This window comes from Candidatus Sulfotelmatobacter sp., assembly GCA_036500765.1.
Taxonomy (GTDB): domain Bacteria; phylum Acidobacteriota; class Terriglobia; order Terriglobales; family Acidobacteriaceae; genus Sulfotelmatobacter.
In genome coordinates this window covers 1,302,836-1,324,578 of record DASYBM010000004.1, presented here as the reverse complement: position 1 = coordinate 1,324,578, position 21,743 = coordinate 1,302,836, and the positions used below count along the sequence as shown (strand labels likewise).

Annotated in this window: 18 protein-coding genes; 13 read left to right on the top strand and 5 right to left on the bottom strand. The window is 58.9% G+C overall.

Going from position 1 to position 21,743, the window contains the following annotated elements:
• Nucleotides 1-102: 102 nt before the first annotated feature.
• Nucleotides 103-1,671, top strand: a complete 1,569-nt coding sequence (locus tag VGM18_08635) for an MraY family glycosyltransferase (GenBank protein ID HEY3973056.1) — start codon at nucleotides 103-105, stop codon at nucleotides 1,669-1,671.
• A gap of 598 nt (nucleotides 1,672-2,269) precedes the next feature.
• On the opposite strand, the gene VGM18_08630 is transcribed toward VGM18_08635, so the two are convergent.
• Nucleotides 2,270-3,490, bottom strand: coding sequence for a beta-propeller fold lactonase family protein (locus VGM18_08630; GenBank protein ID HEY3973055.1), 1,221 nt, complete (start codon nucleotides 3,488-3,490; stop codon nucleotides 2,270-2,272).
• Nucleotides 3,491-3,777: 287 nt separating this feature from the next.
• On the opposite strand from VGM18_08630, the gene VGM18_08625 reads away from it, so the two are divergent.
• Nucleotides 3,778-4,650: a GAF domain-containing protein gene (locus VGM18_08625; protein ID HEY3973054.1), complete on the top strand. Its 873-nt coding sequence runs from the start codon at nucleotides 3,778-3,780 to the stop codon at nucleotides 4,648-4,650.
• Nucleotides 4,651-4,844: 194 nt separating this feature from the next.
• Here the strand turns inward: VGM18_08625 and VGM18_08620 are convergent, their stop codons facing one another.
• Together VGM18_08620 and VGM18_08615 are read right to left on the bottom strand one after the other, a co-directional pair.
• Nucleotides 4,845-6,059 carry a DUF3443 domain-containing protein gene (locus tag VGM18_08620; protein ID HEY3973053.1) on the bottom strand — a complete coding sequence of 405 codons (1,215 nt, stop codon included), beginning with the start codon at nucleotides 6,057-6,059 and terminating at the stop codon, nucleotides 4,845-4,847.
• Complete coding sequence (locus tag VGM18_08615) at nucleotides 6,056-6,550, bottom strand: DUF2844 domain-containing protein (GenBank protein ID HEY3973052.1); 495 nt, start codon at nucleotides 6,548-6,550, stop codon at nucleotides 6,056-6,058. The genes VGM18_08620 and VGM18_08615 overlap by 4 nt, the downstream gene beginning before the upstream one ends.
• 282 nt (nucleotides 6,551-6,832) lie before the next feature.
• On the opposite strand from VGM18_08615, the gene VGM18_08610 reads away from it, so the two are divergent.
• The 10 genes from VGM18_08610 (at nucleotide 6,833) to VGM18_08565 (ending at nucleotide 16,737) form a co-directional block, all read left to right on the top strand.
• Nucleotides 6,833-8,578, top strand: coding sequence for a GAF domain-containing protein (locus VGM18_08610; GenBank protein ID HEY3973051.1), 1,746 nt, complete (start codon nucleotides 6,833-6,835; stop codon nucleotides 8,576-8,578).
• 186 nt (nucleotides 8,579-8,764) lie between these two features.
• Nucleotides 8,765-9,925, top strand: a complete 1,161-nt coding sequence (gene amrS, locus VGM18_08605; GenBank protein ID HEY3973050.1) for an AmmeMemoRadiSam system radical SAM enzyme — start codon at nucleotides 8,765-8,767, stop codon at nucleotides 9,923-9,925.
• A 125-nt stretch (nucleotides 9,926-10,050) separates the two neighbouring features.
• Nucleotides 10,051-10,629 (top strand): hypothetical protein, encoded by a 579-nt coding sequence (locus VGM18_08600; GenBank protein HEY3973049.1) that lies wholly within the window; start codon nucleotides 10,051-10,053, stop codon nucleotides 10,627-10,629.
• A gap of 26 nt (nucleotides 10,630-10,655) precedes the next feature.
• Nucleotides 10,656-11,948: a glycosyltransferase family 87 protein gene (locus VGM18_08595; protein HEY3973048.1), complete on the top strand. Its 1,293-nt coding sequence runs from the start codon at nucleotides 10,656-10,658 to the stop codon at nucleotides 11,946-11,948.
• A gap of 21 nt (nucleotides 11,949-11,969) precedes the next feature.
• Nucleotides 11,970-14,261: a prolyl oligopeptidase family serine peptidase gene (locus tag VGM18_08590; protein ID HEY3973047.1), complete on the top strand. Its 2,292-nt coding sequence runs from the start codon at nucleotides 11,970-11,972 to the stop codon at nucleotides 14,259-14,261.
• 397 nt (nucleotides 14,262-14,658) lie between these two features.
• Nucleotides 14,659-14,898: a polysaccharide deacetylase family protein gene (locus VGM18_08585; protein ID HEY3973046.1), complete on the top strand. Its 240-nt coding sequence runs from the start codon at nucleotides 14,659-14,661 to the stop codon at nucleotides 14,896-14,898.
• 467 nt (nucleotides 14,899-15,365) lie between these two features.
• The gene (locus VGM18_08580; GenBank protein ID HEY3973045.1) at nucleotides 15,366-15,620 is read left to right on the top strand and encodes a DUF6364 family protein; all 255 of its coding nucleotides are present in this window, start codon (nucleotides 15,366-15,368) and stop codon (nucleotides 15,618-15,620) included.
• Nucleotides 15,620-16,030, top strand: coding sequence for a PIN domain-containing protein (locus VGM18_08575; protein ID HEY3973044.1), 411 nt, complete (start codon nucleotides 15,620-15,622; stop codon nucleotides 16,028-16,030). The genes VGM18_08580 and VGM18_08575 overlap by 1 nt, the downstream gene beginning before the upstream one ends.
• A gap of 43 nt (nucleotides 16,031-16,073) precedes the next feature.
• A complete protein-coding gene (locus VGM18_08570; GenBank protein HEY3973043.1) occupies nucleotides 16,074-16,331 on the top strand; it encodes an AbrB/MazE/SpoVT family DNA-binding domain-containing protein in 258 nt (85 codons plus the stop codon).
• A gap of 10 nt (nucleotides 16,332-16,341) precedes the next feature.
• A complete protein-coding gene (locus VGM18_08565; GenBank protein HEY3973042.1) occupies nucleotides 16,342-16,737 on the top strand; it encodes a PIN domain-containing protein in 396 nt (131 codons plus the stop codon).
• Nucleotides 16,738-17,219: 482 nt separating this feature from the next.
• Here the strand turns inward: VGM18_08565 and VGM18_08560 are convergent, their stop codons facing one another.
• Nucleotides 17,220-19,787, bottom strand: a complete 2,568-nt coding sequence (locus VGM18_08560; protein HEY3973041.1) for an N-acetylmuramoyl-L-alanine amidase — start codon at nucleotides 19,785-19,787, stop codon at nucleotides 17,220-17,222.
• Between the two features lie 223 nt (nucleotides 19,788-20,010).
• On the opposite strand from VGM18_08560, the gene VGM18_08555 reads away from it, so the two are divergent.
• Complete coding sequence (locus tag VGM18_08555) at nucleotides 20,011-20,856, top strand: PilZ domain-containing protein (protein ID HEY3973040.1); 846 nt, start codon at nucleotides 20,011-20,013, stop codon at nucleotides 20,854-20,856.
• 50 nt (nucleotides 20,857-20,906) lie between these two features.
• Here the strand turns inward: VGM18_08555 and VGM18_08550 are convergent, their stop codons facing one another.
• Entirely contained in the window at nucleotides 20,907-21,581 is a 675-nt protein-coding gene (locus VGM18_08550) for a PilZ domain-containing protein (protein HEY3973039.1), read from the bottom strand.
• Nucleotides 21,582-21,743 lie beyond the last annotated feature (162 nt).

The window sequence follows — 21,743 nt, the reverse complement described above, 5'->3', positions numbered from 1 at the left end:
TATATGTTCCTTGAGCGATTACCGAACTACGTCGTTGCGTTACACAAAACTGTAGAGCAGGCGTGCTCTCCTGGCACGTCTCGCTTGCCGAAGGTGACATAGTTGACGGGCCTCTTCCTCGCCACATTTGTCTTAGCGCTGCTCTCAGCCTTTGTTCTCACGCGCTACGTTCGCGATTTCGCTACCATCCACGGATGGGTCGCGGTTCCCACGCAAGAGCGTCATCTTCACTCGAGCCCACTGCCTCGTCTGGGCGGGGTCGCCATCTTCATCTCCTTCTCTTTCTGCATGGGCCTGGCGGCGATGTGGGCTTGGCGCACTCCTCGCATGCATGCGGCCTTTTCCTTGCGAACGTTGTTGACCATCCTCGGACCCGCGTCCCTCATTTTTCTTCTGGGCGTCTACGACGACATCCGCGGCGTCGGCCCCTACTTCAAGTTTTCGGTGCAAGGCGTCGCCGCCACGTTCCTCTTCATGGGCGGACTCCGCATCGTCAATATCCCAGTATTATTTGGTGATCATAAGCTGCCTTGGATTGTGGGCTGGGCCTTCACTGTTCTCTGGGTCCTGGCCATCACTAACGCATTCAACCTGATCGACGGCCTTGACGGTCTGGCTGCCGGATCGGCCCTGTTCTCGACTCTGGTAGTTTTCGTCAGCGCTCTTCTGAATGGAACTTCGCTCGTCACCGTGATGACCATCGCCCTGGCCGGCGCGATTCTCGGCTTCCTGCGCTTCAACTTCAATCCCGCGACCATTTTCCTCGGCGACTCCGGCAGCCTCTTCATCGGATTCGTGCTGAGCGCCCTGGCGCTCAAGGGCGCTCAAAAGGCCCCTACGATTGTCGCCGTCGCCATCCCCATTGTCTCGTTTGGTCTTCCCATTCTTGAGACCGCGCTCTCCATCGTCCGCCGCCTCATCAGTGGGCGTCCTATCTTTACCGCCGACCGCGACCACATTCACCACAAACTGTTGCAGCATGGTCTGACGCACCGCCAGGTCGTGATTGTGCTCTACGGCGTCTCCGCCATCTTCGCCATGCTGAGCTTGTTCCTGCTATGGCCGACCGGAAGCTCTCTGGGACTGGTCCTCGCGGTCCTGGGCATCGGAATCTGGATTGGCGTCCAGCACCTTGGCTACCTCGAATTTGGAGAACTGGCGCGCGTCGCCCACCGCACTTTCGACCAGCCGCAAATCTTCATCAATAATCTGGCCATCCGCCGCGCTATCGAGGAACTCAAGGTCGCCCGCGATTACGATCAGGTGCGCCGCGTGCTTACCGCTGCCTTCGGCAGCAACGATTTTGACAGCTTCGAACTGAAGGTTGAACTGCACCCCGGAGAACTGGTTTCCTTCGACCCCCCCGATCCCGTTTCGCGGCGCGCGGTCAATACCTTCCGCTGGAGCAAACCCGGCGTCCCGAAAATCCTCGACGCCTCCTCCTCCTCGTGGACCATAGCTCTCGCGCTGCTCAGTTCCGCCAATCGCCGCTGCGGCACCCTCTTCGTGCATCGCCTCTATTCGACTCGCGACCTCCAGCTCGACATCAATCTCCTGACATCTTCATTTCCCACCGCTCTCGCCGATGCACTCGACCGCACCCTCGCTCACTCGGCCCATGTCGTCCTACTGCCCGAGGATGCCGCGCTGATTACCGCCCAGGCCGGTTAAGCGGAACCTTCACGCCCACTGTTGCCACGCCGAATTACACTCAAGCCCAGACGAATCAGCGAAGGCCTACGCCGAAGCTTGTCATTTCGAGCGAAGCACAGTGGCGCAGCGCGACATTGGGCGCAGTCGAGAAACCTGCTTTTCTCCGCCGGAGAAAAGCACTCACTCGATTGTCGAACAGTTTTATTTGGGAAGGCCGGACAGGCAGGAGCGCCACATCGCAGATACGTGCAGACCAGCCGCTCACGTAGGCAATTACGCGCGCGTCAGCCTCTATAACTCAGCCTCTATAACAAAGAGGAATTCGGGGGAGAGCGTTTCAGTTACAGTTTTGCGCTGGCGTAAGAGTTGATTTCGCAGTTCAGGCAAACTTCTTCAAAAGCTGGTGCTGTCCATTGCATGATTAAATCCCCCATTCAAATCGTCGTTGCACGGGTGAACCGCCAACGTGCTGTTAGGATAGTCGACCCGCAGGCTGAAAATCAATACCTGCAGAAAAAATAAAGTTCACAATCCGCTTCCTACGAGGCCTTTGATGAGATTGCCCCCCCCAGCAGGTTGCAAGTTTCTGCATACTAATCTCATCCTTACCAACTCCTCAATGCGTAATCGCCACCGCCTGGATATCACCGACCTCCGTGTCGGTCATCTGGAAGAACGAGTTAGGCACCAGTGTCATGCTTCCCGTGTTCGGATCAACCTGATAAGCATCAACGCCGACTTCGCAGCTAAAGCAAGGTTGCACAGTAGTGACAATCCAAACAAAAGCCGATGCCGGATCGAACGCCGACCAGCCGTCGTTCGGAGCTTCCGGATCTTTGAAGAGGAATGTCAGCGCGCCCGTACCGGCGTCGATCTGATACATCCCGCAGCCCGCCATAAACATAAACTTTCCGCTCGCCGGCGAAGTCAAATCGCCTCCGCCGCATCCCGGCGCAAACGGGGAACCGGAAATCTGCGTCAGCGTTCCCGTATTCGCGTCGATGCTATACCCATAGACTCCCGGCGGCGTCGACGAACTGCTTTGAATCGTTTCGTAAAGAAAACCGGACGATGGCGCCGCCAGCGCGAAGCCCGGTCCGGCGCTCGCTCCAAAAGGCGAGCCGTTCACCATGGTTAATGCCCCGGTCGTGGCGTCGATCGAGTACGCCATAATCCCCCCGACGGTCGCCACATAAAGATATTTGTCATCTTGCGAGACGGCCGTTCGATTGCCCGCGACTGCAAACTGCTCGCCCGATGCCTGTGAAGCGAATGGCGAACCGGCAATCGGAGTGAGTTGTCCGGTCCCCGATTGAATTGTGTACCCGTAAACGTTGCCCGAGTCGTCGTAGGCATAAACGAACTTGCCGGTTTGGTCGACCGCAACTGCATCGAAATTCACCGTGTCATCGTAAGGAGAAGTAGACATCTCGTTGAGATTCCCGGTTGAACGGTCGATGGTAAACGTCCAAAGGCCTGGCCGCGCCGCCTGATACAAAAAAGATCCCGAGGGATCGATCGCCGCAGTCATGGCCATCGGATTGAAAACGCTGTAAGCAGGAAGCGTAACCTTCGCTTGGGTGAGCGTCCCGTTGGAATTGATCATGGTTGGGAACGGAGTGACGCCCGGAACCTGAATCGCAACCAGATAATGAGCTGAACCAGTCTGCGCGGCCCCGCCGATGCCCGCGGCATATCCACCCAGGTTGCTCGATCCTCCGCCAGAACCGGTTCCACCCGATGTGGAACTGGATGAGTTGCCACAGGAGATGACGAAGGCTGCAACCGCAACCGTCGCAAACATTGCGGAATACTTGAAACAGACCCGGAGAGACATCACTGCACCCTCGGATTTCGACTAAATAAGGAATCCCACGAACCCGAACTTCGATGAACTGAATTTCGATGAGGTTGCTGAAAACCAGCGTGGGGTGCGGCATCTCAGGCTATTCTTTTCCATTGCTCCAGCGAAAACCGTAGCGAGAAGATTGCGTCAAGTCGTTCTCCTGCTCGCTGATTGGTTCCTCCTCGTTTTCCACACGGGGAACCACTTCCGCCACTTTCTCACTCGTTCCTCCCTATTTACCTTGATCAGCACTCATTCGAAGCGAGGATTTCGCAATCATGTTTCGTAAGTCCCTGTATGGCGACACTTTCAGAGACGTCAGTTTCGTGCCGTTGCAGTCCGCCACCTTCTGTGTGCAGTGTGAGCTGATCAGCGCCAACAGCAAGCCCTACTGCCTGGCCTGCGGCAGTCACGCTCTGCTTGGCCTCTCGCGGGTGCTCGGCGGATCCATGCGCAATCAGAAGAACGCGCACCTCATCCTCGATGCCGAACTCAACAATCTCGTGCGCGATCTGCTGCGCACCGTCCCCGATCCAGAACTTTGGCGGGATGATCTCACCCTCGCCGATCACAATCGCATGCCCGCCCTCGCGCAGCGCAGCCAGTTGCGCGTCGCCAACGCCGCGCATCCTATATCCGGATTCCACGCGGTGTCAGTGAATGCCGAAGCCGAAGCCGAAATTCATCCCGCCGAACTCGATCTTGAACCCGCCATCAGCGCCATCACCGAGCGCGCTCAACACTTAACCGGAGCCACCGGAGCCGCCATCGCGCTGCGCGCCGGCGACGAAATTGTCTGCCGCGCCCGCGCTGGCCGCACTGCTCCCGACCTTGGCGTCCGCCTCCAAACCGACGCCGGCATCTCCGCTGAAGCCGTCCGCTCCGGCGAGATCATGCTGTGCCACGATGCCGAACGCAATCCGCGCGTCGATCTCGCCAGTTGCCGCCGCCTCGGCGTGCGCTCGATTCTGGTCTCGCCTCTGCGCCACTATCGCCGCACGCTCGGCGTTTTTGAAGTTCTCTCTTCCTCCCCCGGAGCTTTCGACGAGAGCGACGTCGCCACCATGCAACTGCTTTCCGGCATGATGGTCGCCGCCATCTCCCGCATCTCCAGCCTGCACAACGCACACCTCACCCGACGAGCCGGCTGACCTTAGTTTCTTGGTTTTGCTTGCGAGAGAGCGTCGACAACGAAGCTGCTAGGCGCAATCCAAAGTTCGCAATCCAAAGTTAATATCTTGAATCGTCGCTGTATTTCTTCGCGTACTTTGCGGATTTTTTCTTTGCGTTCTTTGCGGTCAGGCTTTTGCTCTTAGCAAAGAGCAAGAGTTGAAGATCACTTATTCTAGTAAGCCCAGTACGGCCCCACGCCTCCAGGCGTACTTGTTCCCTCAATTGCCGTAAACACATTGCGCCCAAAGAAAAACGGCAAGCCCCAATCAAAATTGTTCTGCCCAGGACCGCCCAGGTCGCCGAATACGAAATCGCTCTGATTCGCGAACAGAGTCTCGGCATTCCCCACACTGAAATTCACCTTCCCACTAGTGCCGTTCGCTCCTTGATTGGTCGCCGACAGGTTCTGGGTGCTCGTCGGACAATAAAAGCCCGTAGCCGTCGTGCAATCCGGAAGGCCGGTCGCAGTGCTGCTCAGAAAGAAATATCCATTCGATCCGCTATCGAGAAAGCTGCTGGAGTAGGCCTGTCCCTGGTACGTAGTGGTGAAATTTCCGAAATCGTCGACGGTGTAAACCGAGGCTCCGTTCAATGCATTGTTCGACTGCGTGCCAATCCCAAAGACCAGCGAGCCACTCACCGTAGTCGCGCCTCCGCTCACCGCCGGTAATTCAACGATCACTCCATTGTTGTCGCTGGCAAACATGGCCACTGGATTTTGCACCTGGGCGCTCACCGCCTCCGCCGTAACCTGGCATCCCGACGATGGACATGCGTAGTAAAGTCCGGGGTTCGACCCCGCCTGCGCGCATGCCCCGCCGCAATCCTGCGCGAACATTCCCACCCCCAGCAGTCCGTTGGCCCCCAAAGTCTGCAACGTACCCATCGATTGCAAACCCATATTGGAGCAGCCACTTGGAACCGCAAACGTCCCGCCGATCACTTGAATCGGCACCGCGCTCGCGCTTTCCCCCGCAATCTTAATGTCGGCACTCTGCACTGGTCCCCATGTGTATCCACCCAGGAACGGCAGACATTCCGCGATCGGATCCCCGCTCGCTCCATTTTGCTGCGTCAGCGAAACCGTCAGAGCCGACGATAGAATCCTCAAGCCGGTAGAACCCGTGTCCACCAGCACATCTGGGATCGTTTGACAATTCGAGCTTCCCGGAACACAAACCGTTACACTCACGAAAGCTCCATTGCCATAGTTCCCCGTAGGTCCGCCATTCACCGAAATGGCCGCGACATTCGATCCAGTCGATGTCACGACCTGACTTGCATTCGAGTGACTGCTGCTGCCTCCACAGCCCACCGACAGCAGCGAAAGCGCCCAGAGAGCCACGATTCCAAAGTCGAACAAACGAAAGTTGCGTCCACGAATCATCGCACGTCCTCGGCCTTCATTCCCTGCGGCAAGTTTTCCGGAATGTATGCTTGCCCCGTAAACGAGCGCGGATGTCCACTCAGATTTACAACCAGCCCGGGAATTTCGATGTGAACCGGCCTGCGCCCGGCGCGCCCCGCATTCCGTGCCTGCATCGCCTGCACATACGGCTCGAAATAAGTCCCCAGCAGTTGGTGCAGGTCAGGCAGCCAAGGGCCCTGCCATGCCACACCGAATACAGCGCCCGCCGATGAAACATATTCTCGAACCACAACTCCGCTCGACGAATGAAGCTCGTGCAAGGTATAAGCTCCGCCCTGAGTAGTGGCCGCTTGACTCGTGCGAAGACTGGCTTGCATGTGAACCGAATCCGCCTGCACCGACGCCGCATCCCCTCCCAGTGCCGCAAACACGGGGCAGGGCAAGGTCAGCGCCGCAAACCCGATTGCCAGTCCGCAACGCCGCAATCGCCAAGCTAGCCACCTCGTCAAATTTCTTTCCTTCATTGTGAAGAGCCTCGAATGTATGAGAAAAGCCTGAAATGTATGAATCGAGTTAAGGCCCCTCGGGTTGCTGCAAGATCGCTCAGGTGTTTACCTGACTCAATCCTGCGAAGCCTGCCCCACGGCCGAGGGCCCCGAACTCTGCCCGGCAGAACCCCGCCAGCATGTACTTCCCATTTCTTTCTGCTTTTCTTTCCGTCGCCTACGACTTCTTGCTTACTTTTCTACCGTCCCGCGCTAATATGGAGCAGTAATTCTGCGCCCCTCCCCATGGCTGCCATAACTTCGGCTTCGCATCCGTTCCCGTCCAACCGTCGCCGGCGCGTGCGACACAAGATTCAGACCCCTGCATACGCCACCTTCGCTGCCGAATCCAAGGGCTCGATGCTCGATCTGCACGAAATCGTCGATATCAGCGAAGAAGGCGTGGCCATTCAATGCCATTCGCCTCTTGAATTACGCAAGCGCGTGAATCTCTGCCTCGACCTCGCCGATTGCGCGGAAAACATTTACACCACCGGTCAGGTAGTTTGGTCGAACCCCTCCGGACGCGCCGGCCTTCATTTTTCTGAGCTCACTCCCGCGTCGCTATCGCGATTGCGCGAGTGGTTGTTCATCAACGTCATGGCCGGCGTCGCCAACGGCGAAGCCGAAATTGGCGCTTTGCAGAAGGACACGAGCAACGTACAGACTATAGGGACGACAACTGTCGCGACGGGCGCATTCGCCCGTCCCGGGGAGCAAAGCTCTGCCGGGAAAAGCGAGGCTGCAGCTCCTCTACTGCGTCCCAACTATACCGACACCCTCGCGGCTGTCACCGCGGTTCAACGCCAGGTGGAAGCGCATGGTTCCGATCTTTCTGCCGCTCTGCAACTGATTGCGGAGCGTGCCCAGACGCTGGTCCGTGCTTCCGGCGCTGCCATTGCGCTCGCCGAAGCCGATCCTGATTTCATGACCTGTCGCGCCAGCTCCGGCCCCGACGCCCCGCCCATCGGCGCGCGCCTGCAAGTCGGCTCCGGCTTTTCCGGCGAGTGCGTCAAGGCCGGTCAGCCTCTGCGCTGCGACGACACCGAGCTCGACGATCGTGTAGATCGCGAGAGCTGCCGCGCCCTCGGCCTTCGCTCGCTTCTCGCCGCGCCAATTCGCGTCGATACCAACTCGATCGGCATCGTGGAAGTTTTCTCCTCTGCCCCCAACACATTTTCTGACTCCGATACTGAGGTGCTCGAGCGACTTGCCGAAAGTGTTCTGGCTGCCGTCAACCGTGCCGCCGACGCCGAGGATCTTCCCCAACTTGGCGCGGCGCCCGTCTCCACGCCGTTCACGCCTATGCCTGGCAGCGTGCTGTTCGCGTCCGCAGAAAAACACGATCAGGATAAGTTGGAAAGCACGGAAGAGAAGCTCTCCGGCATCAGCCTGCCGCGCTCGCATCTGTACCTTATGATCGGCGCGGCCATCCTCATCGCAACGATTCTCGGTTTCTATTCGGCACCGCTAATCCAGGCCAAGCTTCAGCAGCGGCATGCCAGTTCCATGCAGACCGTGCTGGCCTCGTCGAGCGCACCGGCCTTGGAAAATCCCTCGCCGGCAACCCCTTCCGCTCCGTCCGTCGCTACCGCATCGCCCGACGAACTTCGTCAGATGGCCGATCACAACGATGCCGCCGCCGAGAATGCCCTGGGCCTGCGCTATTTTCAGGGTGACGAAAAAAGCGGAATCGTGCGTGACGAGAAGCAAGCTTTCGAATGGTTCCGCCGCGCCGCCGATCACGGCAGCCTTCCTGCTCAAGCCAAGCTCGGAGCCCTCTACTGGGGCGGACGCGGCGTCCCTGTGGACGTGAGTCAGGCCTATTTCTGGGCTGTGCTCGCGCGCGCGCGCGGAGATAAAGCCAGCAAAGACTTGGCCCCGTTGTGGGCTTCGCGCTTGACTCCTACCCAGTGCACGGCCATCGAACAGCAAGCCGACTCCTGGCTCCAGCAGCACCTCCCAAACTGGAAGCCCTCCGCCGCCCACTGATCTACGACTAGTTTGCCGTTTAACTAAAGGCGCGATGTCATCCCGAGCGGAGCCGTTCTTCAGGCGAAGAGAGAGCCTGCCCTGAGCGGAGTCGAAGGGGATCTCCCGCTTGTCCGGCCCCAGCGCATAAGCCAACCGGGTCGAACTCGAAGCCGTCCCCGCGCTAAAATATCCACAGAGCCTCCCGTGTCCACACTCCGTGAAATCCTCGACCAAAAAGTTCGCGAGGCCGATTCCTCTCTCTACGAAAAGCTCGACCACAATCGCGTCCGCTGTTTTTCCTGCGGCCATTGCTGTCCCATCCCCGAAGGCCAGCCCGGCGTCTGCAAAGTCCGCTTCAACCGCGGCGGCACGCTCTACGTTCCCTGGGGATACACCGCCGGCATGCAGTGCGATCCCATCGAAAAGAAGCCATTCTTCCACGCCCATCCCGGTGCTCTCGCCTACAGTTTCGGAATGCTGGGCTGCGATCTGCACTGCGGATACTGTCAGAACTGGGTCACATCGCAGGCCCTCCGCGATCCCGACGCCATCTCGCCGCCGCTCGCAGCTTCTCCCGAAGATTTGGTTCGCGATGCCCTCGACCAGGGCGCGCGCGTCCTGGTCAGCACCTACAACGAACCGCTCATCACCAGCGAATGGGCTGTCGCCGTGTTCAAAGAGGCCAAAGCTGCGGGCCTGCTCACCGGATTCGTCTCCAACGGAAACGGCACGCCGCAAGTTCTCGACTACATCCGCCCGTGGATCGATCTCTACAAAGTCGATCTCAAGAGCTTCGACGATCGCCACTACCATGAACTCGGCGGACGCATCGGTCCCATTCTCGACAGCATCCGCCGCATTCACCAGATGGGATTGTGGCTCGAAATCGTGACCCTGCTCATCCCCGGCTTCAACGACTCCAACGACGAACTGCGCCGCCTCACCGAATTCCTCGCCGGAATTTCGCTGGATATTCCCTGGCACGTCACCGCCTTCCACGGCGATTACAAAATGCAAGGAGACGCGCAGCGCGATACGACGCCGGAAGACCTGCTGCGCGCCGCCGAAATCGGCCGCACGGCGGGCCTGCGTTACATCTACGCCGGCAATCTTCCCGGCATGGTCGGACCCTGGGAAGATACGCGCTGTCCGCAGTGCAGCGAAATCCTGATCCGCCGCTACGGCTATCACATCGAAGACTACCGCCTCACCCCCGACGGCCGCTGCCCAAATTGTTCCCACCAAATTCCCGGCCGCTGGGCCGCCCAATTCGACGGCCAAATCACCTCCCATCCTTTCCGCCCGCACAAATATTCGACAACCAAGCGCCCCCGTTTATTTACAATCACAAGTCATCGCAGTTGATTGTGTGAACTTTTGACTATGTGGAGATGGAAGATTGTGTGGGGACGGGCGCATTCGCCCGTCCGCCGGGCGTAGCCGGCATGGGCAGCGCCAAATTCATGCGGAAGAAATCAACTTTCTCACTGATGGCCATCCTCTTCCTCGCCTCCTGCTCCCCCCGCGACTTCCTCACCCGCCGCCTCGCCACCGATCTCATCGCCGCCTCCGACGCTTTCAAAACGCCGCAGTTGTTCTCGCTCCAGACCGGAATCGTCTCCAATAAAAACTATGTCTCCCCGGAATATCTTGTCCTGCAACAACACGGTTGGATCTCCGCAACCGCCGCCCCCTGCTCTGCGAACCTCGCCCCGCCGCCGTGCTGGGACGTGCTCCTCACGCCCTCCGGCGTCGACGCGGTGCGCGCCCTGCTCCCCGCGGACCAAGCCGACAAGCCGCTGCTCTTAATCCCCGTGGCCAAAAGAGAATTCCTGAGCATCACCGGCATCAGTAAGCAGGGCGCTTTAGCCGATGTCGACTTCACCTGGAGATGGGTTCCGCTGAACGAGGTCGGCGCCGCACTCTACTCCAGCGATCTGCGCTACAACTCGACGGTCGGCTTTCGCGACTACGACGACGGCTGGCGATTACTTCAGAGCGCTCAGAGTGCGCCCCGCCTGGGCCAGACCATGGACGACGCCCTAAAAAATGCCGAGCCCACCCAGTGATGAGCAAGGTGGCACTAACCCCAAACATGCAACTTTTTCCCCAATTCGCCGCACCGCAGCCTTGGCTCGCGAGCGTCGCAGCCCTGTTGACCCCACGCCGCCTCCGCGCCCATGCGACGTTGTTGGCCGTCTGCCTGTGGGGAATCTGCATCATCGACTTCTCGACGCCGGGCCAGTTTGACCGCGCCGGCAATATCAAATTCCAGGACTTTCTTCCCACCTACATCTCCGCCCGCCTGATCGCAGAAGGCCGTTCCAGCGAACTTTACAACCAGCAAGTCATTGCGAACGAACTGAAAAGAGTAATCCCGCAAGGGCAGCCCCACCAACCCACACACCTCACCCTGCCCAACCTGTACGGACCGCAGTTCGGACTCCTCTTCGTTCCACTCTCCCGCTTCTCATTTTCAATGGCTGCGCGAATCTGGGTCGCCACCAGCCTCCTGCTCTACTTCGCCTGCATCTATCTGATCTGGAAATCTTGCCCAACTCTTCTCCCGCATCGCGGACTCGTCTCTATCGCCGCCCTCGCTTTCCCTCCGCTCTTTCATTTCTTCGTCCGCGGACAAAACTCTGTATTGGTGCTGGCGTTCTTCACCGCGGCATTCCTGGCCTTCCGCGCCGATCGCAATTGGCTGGCCGGCATTGCCCTCGGATTTCTCATCTTCAAGCCGCAGTTCATAGTCGCCATTCCGCTGGTCCTGCTCCTCGCGCATTCATGGCGCGCATTCGCCGGACTCGTCCTCTCGGCAGCCGCACAGTTGGCGCTCACCAGAATCTACTTCGGCCCCGCAGTGATGCGCTCCTACTTCGACATGCTCGTGCACATCCAGCGCCTCATCGACGCCGCCGAACTCAGTCATGCCCCCATCCAGATGCACTCCCTCCGCTCCTTCTGGTCGTTGCTGGTTCCGGCGCCCGAAGCCGCTCTCGCGCTCTACGTCTTAAGTTCAATCGTTATCGTCGCCATCGCCGCGGCCGCCTGGAGATCTTCCGCGCCGCTCGCCCTCCGCTTTTCCGCTCTGACTCTCGCCGCCGTCCTGGTCAACCCGCATCTTTTCGTGTACGACCTGCTCGTCCTCGCTCCCGCGCTGCTGCTCATCCTCGACTGGACTCTAACTTTTCCGCAGCATCGCTCCACCCCTGCACTTCGCCTGCTCGCATACCTCGCTTTCCTCCTGCCCCTGTTCGGCCCGCTCTCGCACTGGACCCACCTCCAACTCTCCGTTCTAGTTTTCACCGCGCTCCTGTGGGCGCTATGGCGCGATTTCGCCACCCCAAGTCACAAACTTGCCTCGAATGAATCCGCCGTTGTATAACCCTTCTTCCACCGGGGCCCTATGCGAATCCGAAAATGTCCTCTGCTGGTCTTGATCGTCTTCAGTTCTGCACTGACCGCCGCCACTCAAACCAAACCCAGGCTCACGCTCGACGAATTCTTCAACTCCGTCGACATCAAATCGGTTGAGATGTCGCCCGACGGCAACTCCGTCATCGTCTGCACCGGGCGTGCCGATTGGGACCAGCAAATCTTCCGCACCGACCTCTGGCTCTATCACGACGATGGCCACGCCGGCTCTCCGGCTCTGATTCAACTCACGCAATCCGGACACGACTCCGAACCCAAGTGGTCGCCCGACGGCCGCTGGATTGCCTTCCTCTCCGAGCGCAAGGCATCATCGGAAAAAGATGGAGATTCCGACCCCGATTCCGACTCGAAAGACGAACCCGCCCAGATCTATCTCATTTCTCCCACCGGCGGCGAAGCCTTCGCCATCACCCAGGGAGAAGAAGACGTTCACTCCTTCGCCTGGTCGGCCGATTCGCAGACAATTTATTTCGCCACCCGCCAGCCCTGGACCAAATCGCAGAAAGACGAGTACAAGCAAGCGTGGAAGGATGTCGTGCAGTACCGCACCGCCGAACGCGGCGACACTATTTTTAGTTTCGACTTGCGCGAAGCCCTGGCCCACCAGGCTGCTGCGCCAATGAAAGCTGAGAAAAAGGAAGGGAAGCCGGAAGAAGCTCCCGACGTCACGCCCGGCACCAGCGAAGTTGCCACCGTTCCCCTGCGCGTCGATGCCATCATCGCTTCGCCGCAGGGCAACAAACTCGCCTTCCTCACCAGCGCCATCAATCAGCGCCAGGAAAAAATCGACGACGTGGAACTTTACACTCTCGACTTAGAAAGTGTGGGGCGGACACTCCCTTCGACAAGCTCAGGGCAGGCTTTGTCCGCCACTGCCGACAGCTCACCCAATGCCGGCGCTCAACTTAAGCCCGTCCGCCTCACTCATAACCAAGCCGCTGAAACCCAGGCGCATTGGGCCAACGATGGCCGTCACATTTTCTTCACCGTCGAAATCGGAGACGTCGCCGGCCCCTACCGCGACCTCCAGCCGCACCTTTATTCGGTCGATGCTCAATCCGGCGCCGTCGAGCAATGGGCCAAAAATTTCGTCGGCCCCGTCGATCACTATGCCGTCGTGGGGGCAGACGCAGCCAGCTCTGAGCCCAGTCGAAGGGTCCGCCCCGCGAGCGAAGCCAGCGCCTCCACCCCGAATTCAAGCGACTCCAGCATCCTCGCCTCCGCTCGCATCGGCACCGAAGTTCAAATCTATTCCGCCGCCAAGCCCTCCGATTCTCTGCACCGCATCAGCGGATGGCCCGGCACTTACTCTCGCATATCCGTCGCTGCTCACTCATCGCGCGTCGCCTTCGTCTACTCGTCACTCAACAAGCCCGAAGAAATCTATCTAGCCGACAGCGCCGCCACGCTCGATCAAGCCAAGCCGATCACAAGTTTCAATAAGCTTTTCGCCGAACGCGATCTCCCTCAAGGCAAGCCCTATCACTGGAAGGCCGACGATGGCACCACGGTAGAAGGCATGCTGATTTACCCTCCCGGGAAGTTCGAATCCAAGCACCTGCCCATGCTGACCTTCATTCACGGCGGCCCCGCCGACGCCGACGGCAACCACTTCGAGGCCGACTGGTACCAGTGGTCCGCCCTCGCCGCCACCAACGGATGGCTAGTCTTCGAGCCCAACTACCGCGGTTCCACCGGCTACGGCGACAAGTTCCTCATGCAGATTGTCCCCGTCATGGTCAGCCGCCCCGGCAAGGACATTCTCGAAGGTGTCGACGCCCTTGTCAAAGACGGCATCGCCGACCCCGACCACCTCACCATCGGCGGCTACAGCTACGGCGGATACATGACCAACTGGCTCATCACCCAAACCACCCGCTTCACAGCGGCGGTAACCGGCGCCGGAGCAGTAGAAAACGTCGGCAACTGGGGCAACGACGACACCACCTTCGACGACGCCTACTTCCTCGGCGGACGCCCCTGGGAAGCCCCCCAGCGCTACCACGACGAAGCCGCCATCTTCCAAATCGACAAAGTAAAAACCCCCACGCACATGGTAGCCGGCGCCGACGACATCCGAGTCGCGGTGCTGGAAGACTACTTACTAGAACACGCCCTCTACTCGCTAGGCATCCCAAATAAATTGCTAGTTTTCCCAGGCGAAGGCCACAGCCTCGCCAAAAATCCCTGGCACGGCAAAATCAAAGTAAGAGAAGAATTAAAGTGGCTGGAAAAATACGGCGGCGTCCCGACCGGGAATTGATGCTCCGATCCCAAACGAAGCCCGAGGGTGGCCCATCCTAGTCGCGCACTTTGCGACTAGGGTGGGGATTTTGATTTAGATCGAGCGTTGGGATCAATCCTGTCATCCCGACCGAAGTCTCCCATTCCGAAGGAATGGGAGACGCAGTGGGGGGAGCCGCTGTTCTGCCGCGACCCACCCCACTCCAGCTCCGAAGGGCGACATATGTGTGCCGGACGCAAGTCCGGGGTCAGCCCTGAAAAACCGAACCAAGTCCTGTCAGCGGCGACAGAGAAACACTGTTCCGGCGACTCGCCTAGATAGTTACATTACGCGCAATGCCCCCACCTTTCTAAAATCACTACAGGATGGAGCAGCGTTCGGATATATAAATGGATCTGGAGTTAGGAGAACGCTCGTGCAATCACTTATTTCCCTTACCTTCGACGATCGACTGAGGTGCCAACTCGAGCGCGCCGTCCCCATTCTCGACCAGCTTGGGCTTCCAGCTACGTTTTTCTTGGTCGCCAACACCGACCAGATTCACACCGACGGACTCTCTCATCCTGATTGGCGCAAAATCAACTGGTGTGAGGGGGACATCCAGTTCCTCAAAGGCATGATTCAGCGAGGGCGTGAAGTGGGGCGCACAGCGTAACGCATCGGCGCCCGGAGCTAGACAATGATCCGATAGGCGAAGCTGAGAATTCGAAGCGATGGATTGCAGATCGGCTGAAGGTGGACGTTCCGTCCTATTGCTTTGCTATCCATTTTGCCATGTGACGGATCCCATCAAGAGTGCCGTAATCGCGCGCTACGAGCAAGCGCGATGGGGATCGAACAGGGTTTATGGTCCAGCGCAAGGACGGGTGGATTTCTATCAAGTGGATTGTCGCCACGTGGGCAGGGATGGGGCCGAAAATGTCGCTGGTTGGTTACAGCCTGACTGGTACGTCTTGATGTTTCATGGCATTGGAACGATCGAAGACGGATGGTGGCCCATTTCCGAGGCCGAGTTCGCTAGGCAAATGGGAGAATTGGCGAGATTTCGAGATGAATGCAGGGCGGAGGTCGTCACCTTCAGAGAGGGGACGGAACGTCTCAGAGGATGTTGACACATAACCCGTGTCCACATATACTGTGTTCATGAACGTTACTCTCTCCATCGACGATCAACTAGTAGCCCGTGCCCGCAAGAAAGCGGAAGCCCTCGGCAAGAGCCTCAACCAGCTCGTCCGCGACTACTTGCAAACGGTGGTCGGAGGAGACGATCCCGAGCGCAGCATCGAAGAGTTCAAAAAACTCTCTGGCAAGGGTCACTCCCGTGGCTGGCGCTTCAACCGGGACGAAATTCACGAGCGGAAATCAACTACCAAATAATGCCCTCCCGCAGCTTCTTCGATACCAACGTCCTCATCTACGCTGACGACGAAGCTGACCCATCGAAACAGAAACGGGCCATCAATCTCGTCGCAGAGCATCGGCGCGCCCGAACCGGCGTTGTATCGTTACAGGTACTCCAAGAGTATTTCGTCACCGCCACGCGTAAGCTGAACATCGACCCGCGGATCGCCCGCCGCAAAGTTGAACTCATCGCCGAGTTCGACGTCGCCTCTCCTGAAGTCACGGACGTCCTCGCCGCCATAGACCTGCATCGCCTTCACGGTTTTTCTTTCTGGGACGCCTTGGTTATTCGCACGGCAAAGCAGACCGGCTGCAGCGTACTCTACACCGAAGACATGCAAGACACGCGCGAGATCGACGGACTGCAGATCATCAATCCATTTTAGTAACAATCGAAAACAGCCCGGTACATGGTAAGATTGTCTTACCATGCAAACCAAGGTTTCCACCAAGGGCCAGGTCGTTCTCCCCGGCGCTCTCCGCCGGCGGTTGGATATTCGGGCGGGCGATCCCCTGGACGCCAACATTGAGAATGGACGGATTGTCCTGACCCCGCGCAAGAAAAGATCGTCTCGAGTTAAATTCGTTATCGACCCTGTCACCGGATTACCCGCTCTCAGCGCGGGCACCAACGCGCCGGCGTTAAGCAGCAAGGAAGTGGATGAGATTCTCACAAACTTCCCGTGACGCACCTGCCATGATCTACCTGCTCGATGTGAATGCCCTCGTAGCTCTTGGATTCATCAATCACGAATTCCACGATCGCGTCGCCGCCTGGATACAATCTCTAGACTCACCCGCATTGGCGACCTGCTCGATTACCGAGCTTGGATTCGTACGCGTGCTGGCACAAGCTCCGGCATACGGATTCACGGTGACGCAGGCCAGAAGCCTCCTGCTGCGTCTGAAAGGGGCGCGCGCCGTTCGTTTCACATTTCTTGCCGACGAACACGACATCGCTCACCTGCCAGACTGGGTCCGCGCGCCCAAGCAGATTACCGATGGTCATCTGAAAGAACTTGCGAACGCGAATGGCGCGACGCTCGCGACTCTGGATGAGAGCGTCCGCGGCTCCCATCTCATTCCGAGGTAGGTTCCGCAACCTGTATACTCGGCACCGAACTTTTCCACAGTCTTCCACAAAAATAATCCCACTTTTTGTGACGAACAACCTTTACTGAGAATTCAGGAAAGCTCAGACTCGACCTATGCGCGAAGGGCGTTCCGTCGGCATCGCAGGTCGTAGAGAGGCCGAACGGCACAGCTAAGTCCTTATTCCGGAAGATTTTAGTTAGCAAGTCCTTGCGGCTCAAGATTTTGCCGACAAGAATCGCCTCGACGGTCGGCAAGTGCCTAGAAACAAAGATTTTACCGATTTAGGGGGAGGGGGGAGGGGTATCACTTCTAAAAAACAAAACGAACCCAACTCCATCGAGTGAGAAGAGCGCCGAGAACGGCGTTTTTCCTACCGGAACGAAAAAGGTCGAGGAACGCGAAACCGACGACCGAGGACTGACGACCGACGACTGACGACTGACGACTGACGACCGACGACTGACGACCGACGACCTCCCACTATTTCGAAGCCACTTTCACACTGCGGGAAGTCGCAGCATACCGCGCGATGCCTCGATACAACGCCTCCGCGATTTGCTCGCGGTAGCCATCGCTGCGGAGTTTCTGCTCGTCGGTGGGACTACTGACGAAGCTGACTTCGGCGAGAATTCCCGGCATCGCGCTTTCGGTGAGGACGACGAAGCCGGCTTCTTTGATGCCGCGATCCCGCAATCCCGGATTCTGCACCGAGAGGGTTCCGTATAACGACCGCTGGACGCTGGCCGCGAGCCGCCGCGATTGTTCGATGCGTTCATGTAAGTCGGCGGGAGAAAGTGTAGGCGTCAGCAGATTCTTGGCGCTGGTCGTAGTGGCCGCTGAGGTCGAAAGCCTCGGGCTGGAACTATTCAAACCCAATTCTTTCGGCCCAGCTTCCTTAGAACCTGGCGCAGAAAAGAAATTCGTATAGTAAGTCTCCACCCCGCGCGCCGAAGGCAGGTCGCTGTAGTTGGCGTGGACGGAGATGAACAAGTCCGCCTGCGCCTGGTTGGCGATGTTAGCGCGCTCGTCGAGAGGAATGTAGGTGTCATCCTGCCGCGTGTAGATCACTTCAAAGCCAAGGCGGCTTTCGAGCAGCTTGCCCAGGCGCTGCGCAATTTCAAGCACCAGATCTTTTTCGAGCAGGCCGCGACGGCCGACGGTGCCGAGATCCCAGCCGCCGTGTCCAGCGTCGACCACGATGCGCAGCTTGGGCACGCGAGCGCGTAGTTGCAGATCTTCTTTTGTCGGCGGAGGAACGACGATCGCGAGCGCGCTCTTCGAAGCGCTATCCGCGTTGGGGAAAAGATTCACTGCGCCTTTCGGCGTTGCCCCGATCTTGCGGACTTCAACCACGAGCCGATACGGATTCGGCTCCAGGCTGACGGAGAAAGTGGAATTCGGCTTGGTCTCGAGCACGATGCGCGTCATGCCCATGACGGGCTGCGCCATGCGAATGCGGCTCACAAACGTGTCGCCGACGTCGATTGACTTGCCGACCAGATCGGCGGCAAGTTGCGTGTCGCGCAGGTCGAAGTAGATGCGATCGGGACCGGTGATGCGATGGGCTTCGTATTGCACCTGATCTTCAAGGTCGAGCACCACGGTACTCGAATCCGCCGACGACCAGTGCCGAATACCAGTGATGCGCGGGAACTTCGAGAGCTCTTGTACGCTGGCAGGCGAACGTTCCGGCTCGTTCTCATCAGAAATGGATTCCGGTGCCGCGTTGCCGTCGTTGAGCTTCGTTGGCGCAGATTCGGTGGACGGTGCTGGTTGGGCAGCGTCCGTGGGAGCCGGCTTGACCGGCATTGTCTCAGTACGAATCATCGCGCCGCCCAACTGCGACGTCTTCAGCTTCCACCAGACGCCTGCGGCCAGCGCCGTGCCGACGATGATGCACACCAGCAGAATCAGCATGAACGGTCGGTGCGCGGGCTCTGTGGGCTCTTCCGCGCTTGCAGACGGTCCAGGAGTTGCGATTTCAGACGCAGATTGTGGAACGGATTCCGCCGGCTTGTCGAGAATCGCCGCTCGCGGTGCGGAGCCAGGAGTTGCTGCTACATCTGGCTTCGCTTGGAGAACGCTGGCGGGTACGACCGGCACAGGCGTCGGCGCAATTGTGACAGCAACCGGCGCAGGCGCAACCGGTGTAGCAGCCGCCGGTGCAGGCGCAGCCGCTTTAGTTGGAACGGTGATCGGCTTCGGCTGCGCGGCCGGTGAAGTTGGAACATATTTCGGCGTCTCAATTTTCGTCGAAGAGGCGGCTGCGGGCTTCGGCGCGGGCCGCGGAGCAGGCTCCAGCTTGGTCGCGGCGGCTCGGGCCGATTCGGCGAAGCGATCTTCATCTTCCGGCTTCAGCGCGCCCAGCACCAGTTCGGCCAGCAGACTCAAGTTGCGGACGTCGCTCTCGTTGAAAGCAAACGGCCATTCGGAAAAGGCTTCGAGTACGCCGATCACGCGCCGGTGGCCGCACAAGGGCACTGCAACCATGGAACGGGCGCCGAGTTTGCGGCAGGCTTCGAGGTTTACGCGAGAGTCGGTTTCCGTGTCGTCGCAGGTAACGACCTGCGCGGTACGGAAGCAGGCTCCGGAGAAAGCGGAGTCGCGCTCGATGCGCGCACCCACGTCGGGACGCACCGTGCCGGCCGCGGCGCGCAAGACAATCTCTTTATTTTCCGCGAGAGCAATGGCCAGGCCATCGGCGCCGGTAATCGCGACGGCGCGCTCGGCCACCAGTTGCAGCACTTCATCCAGCACGAATAGTTCTTCCGGTTCGAATTCGGAGCGTTGCGCTGCGAGCGGAGTGCTGGCGTCAAAACTGTGACTCTGCGCTGCCAGAGATTTTCTGCGGCGAACCTGATCGTGCAGAGCGGAGAACGCCAGCAGCGCCTGCAGTGCATCGCGCTGCGTTGGCTTGGTGAGATCGGAAGCGGACGATGACGACGAGCCCACTTCGCACGAGTTCTCCACTCGCGTCCAGGCAGACGCGCGAGTTCCCTGGAGCGAAGTAGTCGCTTCCAAATCTGGTTTGGTGATGGTGGTCGCCATTCGAGACGGTTCACTTGTAAGTTATCGGTCTTTTGGTCGAGTTGCAATTACTAGGGCATGACCCTTCGGGCATGTACTTTAGTAAGCCGTCTAGCGGTCCAACGACAGACGCCAGAAGCATGACTGGTCGAGCGGGGCGGCGAATCCTTTTTCGTGGTGCTGCTCCGCGCGTCCTGCGAACCACATTGGTTACTAAGAGGGCGTCTGAGCGCAGGCATAAGATTTGAAAGATAAGGATCTGACCGACCCGATTCTTTCCGGCGGTGTGAGTATGGAGGCAGAAGTATATCCCGCGCGGCCAGCGCGGGCCAAGCATCGGCATGAACTCCGCACGCTGACCTACGTAACGCTCGATCAGGCCAATGGCGGCATCGTTCGCAATCTGAATGATGAAGGAATCGCCGTGCAGGCGGTGGCGGCGGTGCATCCGCATCGGCAAATGCGGGTGCGCTTCGAGCTGCGCGATCCGCGGCTGCGCCTGGAGGCGCGGGGTGAAGTTGCGTGGGCCACGTCGTCGGGACAATGCGGCATCCGCTTTGTGGATTTGTCTCCGCGGATGATCCGTCAGATCAATGAATGGATTTTTGGAAACCTGCTGGAGGACGCCGCGCTCCACACCGAACGGTCGCAATCCATTTTTGCCGGCTCCGCCTCCCAGCAAGGCGATGGCCTGATGGTGTCGGCGTCCCCGCTGAAAGTCATCGAGTTGCCCACACGCGAATCGCCGCCGCCGACTACGCACTTCAAACCGGACGCCAGTGAACAGGCTCAAGTTCTGCCGGAGGAACTGGATTGGCTTTCGCAGCCGCTCTCCGGCCGCAGCCTGATCTGGACGGTAAACACACTGGTGGTGCTGGCGGCCCTGTTGCTATTCGCGCTGGTTTTTCTCACGGTCACCAGCGAGTTTCCACCTTGGCCGCTGGCGATGGCGGCCGGAGCCGTCGTATTTGTGGCCGGGTTTTATTGGGGATTCTTCACCTTGTTCGGAGGATCGAGCCCCGGCAAACGATTGGCGCGGTTGGTGACCGCCTCAGAAGATGAAAAAGGAAACGGTGCGCGGTTTCGTTAAGCTGGTTTCGTGATGAGCGGGGACAGATGACGGCCAAGAACCCACAGCCGCTAGTTCGCAAAATATTGCTGCGCCAGCCACAACTGCAACGTGCGCTGTTGTTGCGGCGCCAGTTTGACGAAGCGGATGCCCATGTTGCCGCGCTTGTCCTGCCACGCGACCTCTGCTTTGGCTTTCAATCCGGCGCGGGCGCCCGGCAGATCAAACGAGACGTGGAGAGCCTTCGCGGCCTCGACGCGATCGTCGGTATGAATCTGCATTCCGCCCTGACTCAGATTGACCAGAGAGGCGTCCACCGGCTTCTGGCCTTTAAAATTCAGCGACACTGGGACCTCGAGTCCGGCGCGATGATAGCGTAAGCGGCCATCGACGATCATGCTGCGTGCGGCGGAAAGCGTGCGCACGGCCTGCTCCACCGAAATTGGTTTCTCGAAGGCAAACAGCGCGCCGCTCGAGTCCAGGTTCCGATTGCAGCGCGCGCCGCCCATGATGACGAGCGGCACAGTCTTCAGAGTCTCCGCACTTTGCAGTTCGTGTAGAAATTGGGAGCTTCCATTCAGATCGCAATCGACGATGAGCGCGTCGATCTTCGATTTGGCGAGTCGGGCCAGAGCCTGCTGCGGTTCGTTTTCGACAGCGACGTCCATCTGTAGGCCGCCGAGGATGCATTCCAGAACACTGACTTCCTGCCAGTCGCGCGAAACCACCATCGAGGAAAGTGTCATGCCCTCACTGTAGCGATGCGAGTAGTAGGGACGTAGATAACCAACGTAATGCGGGGCGCAAGGCCCTTCGGTTTGCGACGGATACGTCAATTAAAGAAAAGCCGCCTCGTGAAAGGCGGCTTTTTATTTCCCTTGGAATGTGTTCATTTCTTCAAGGTAAAT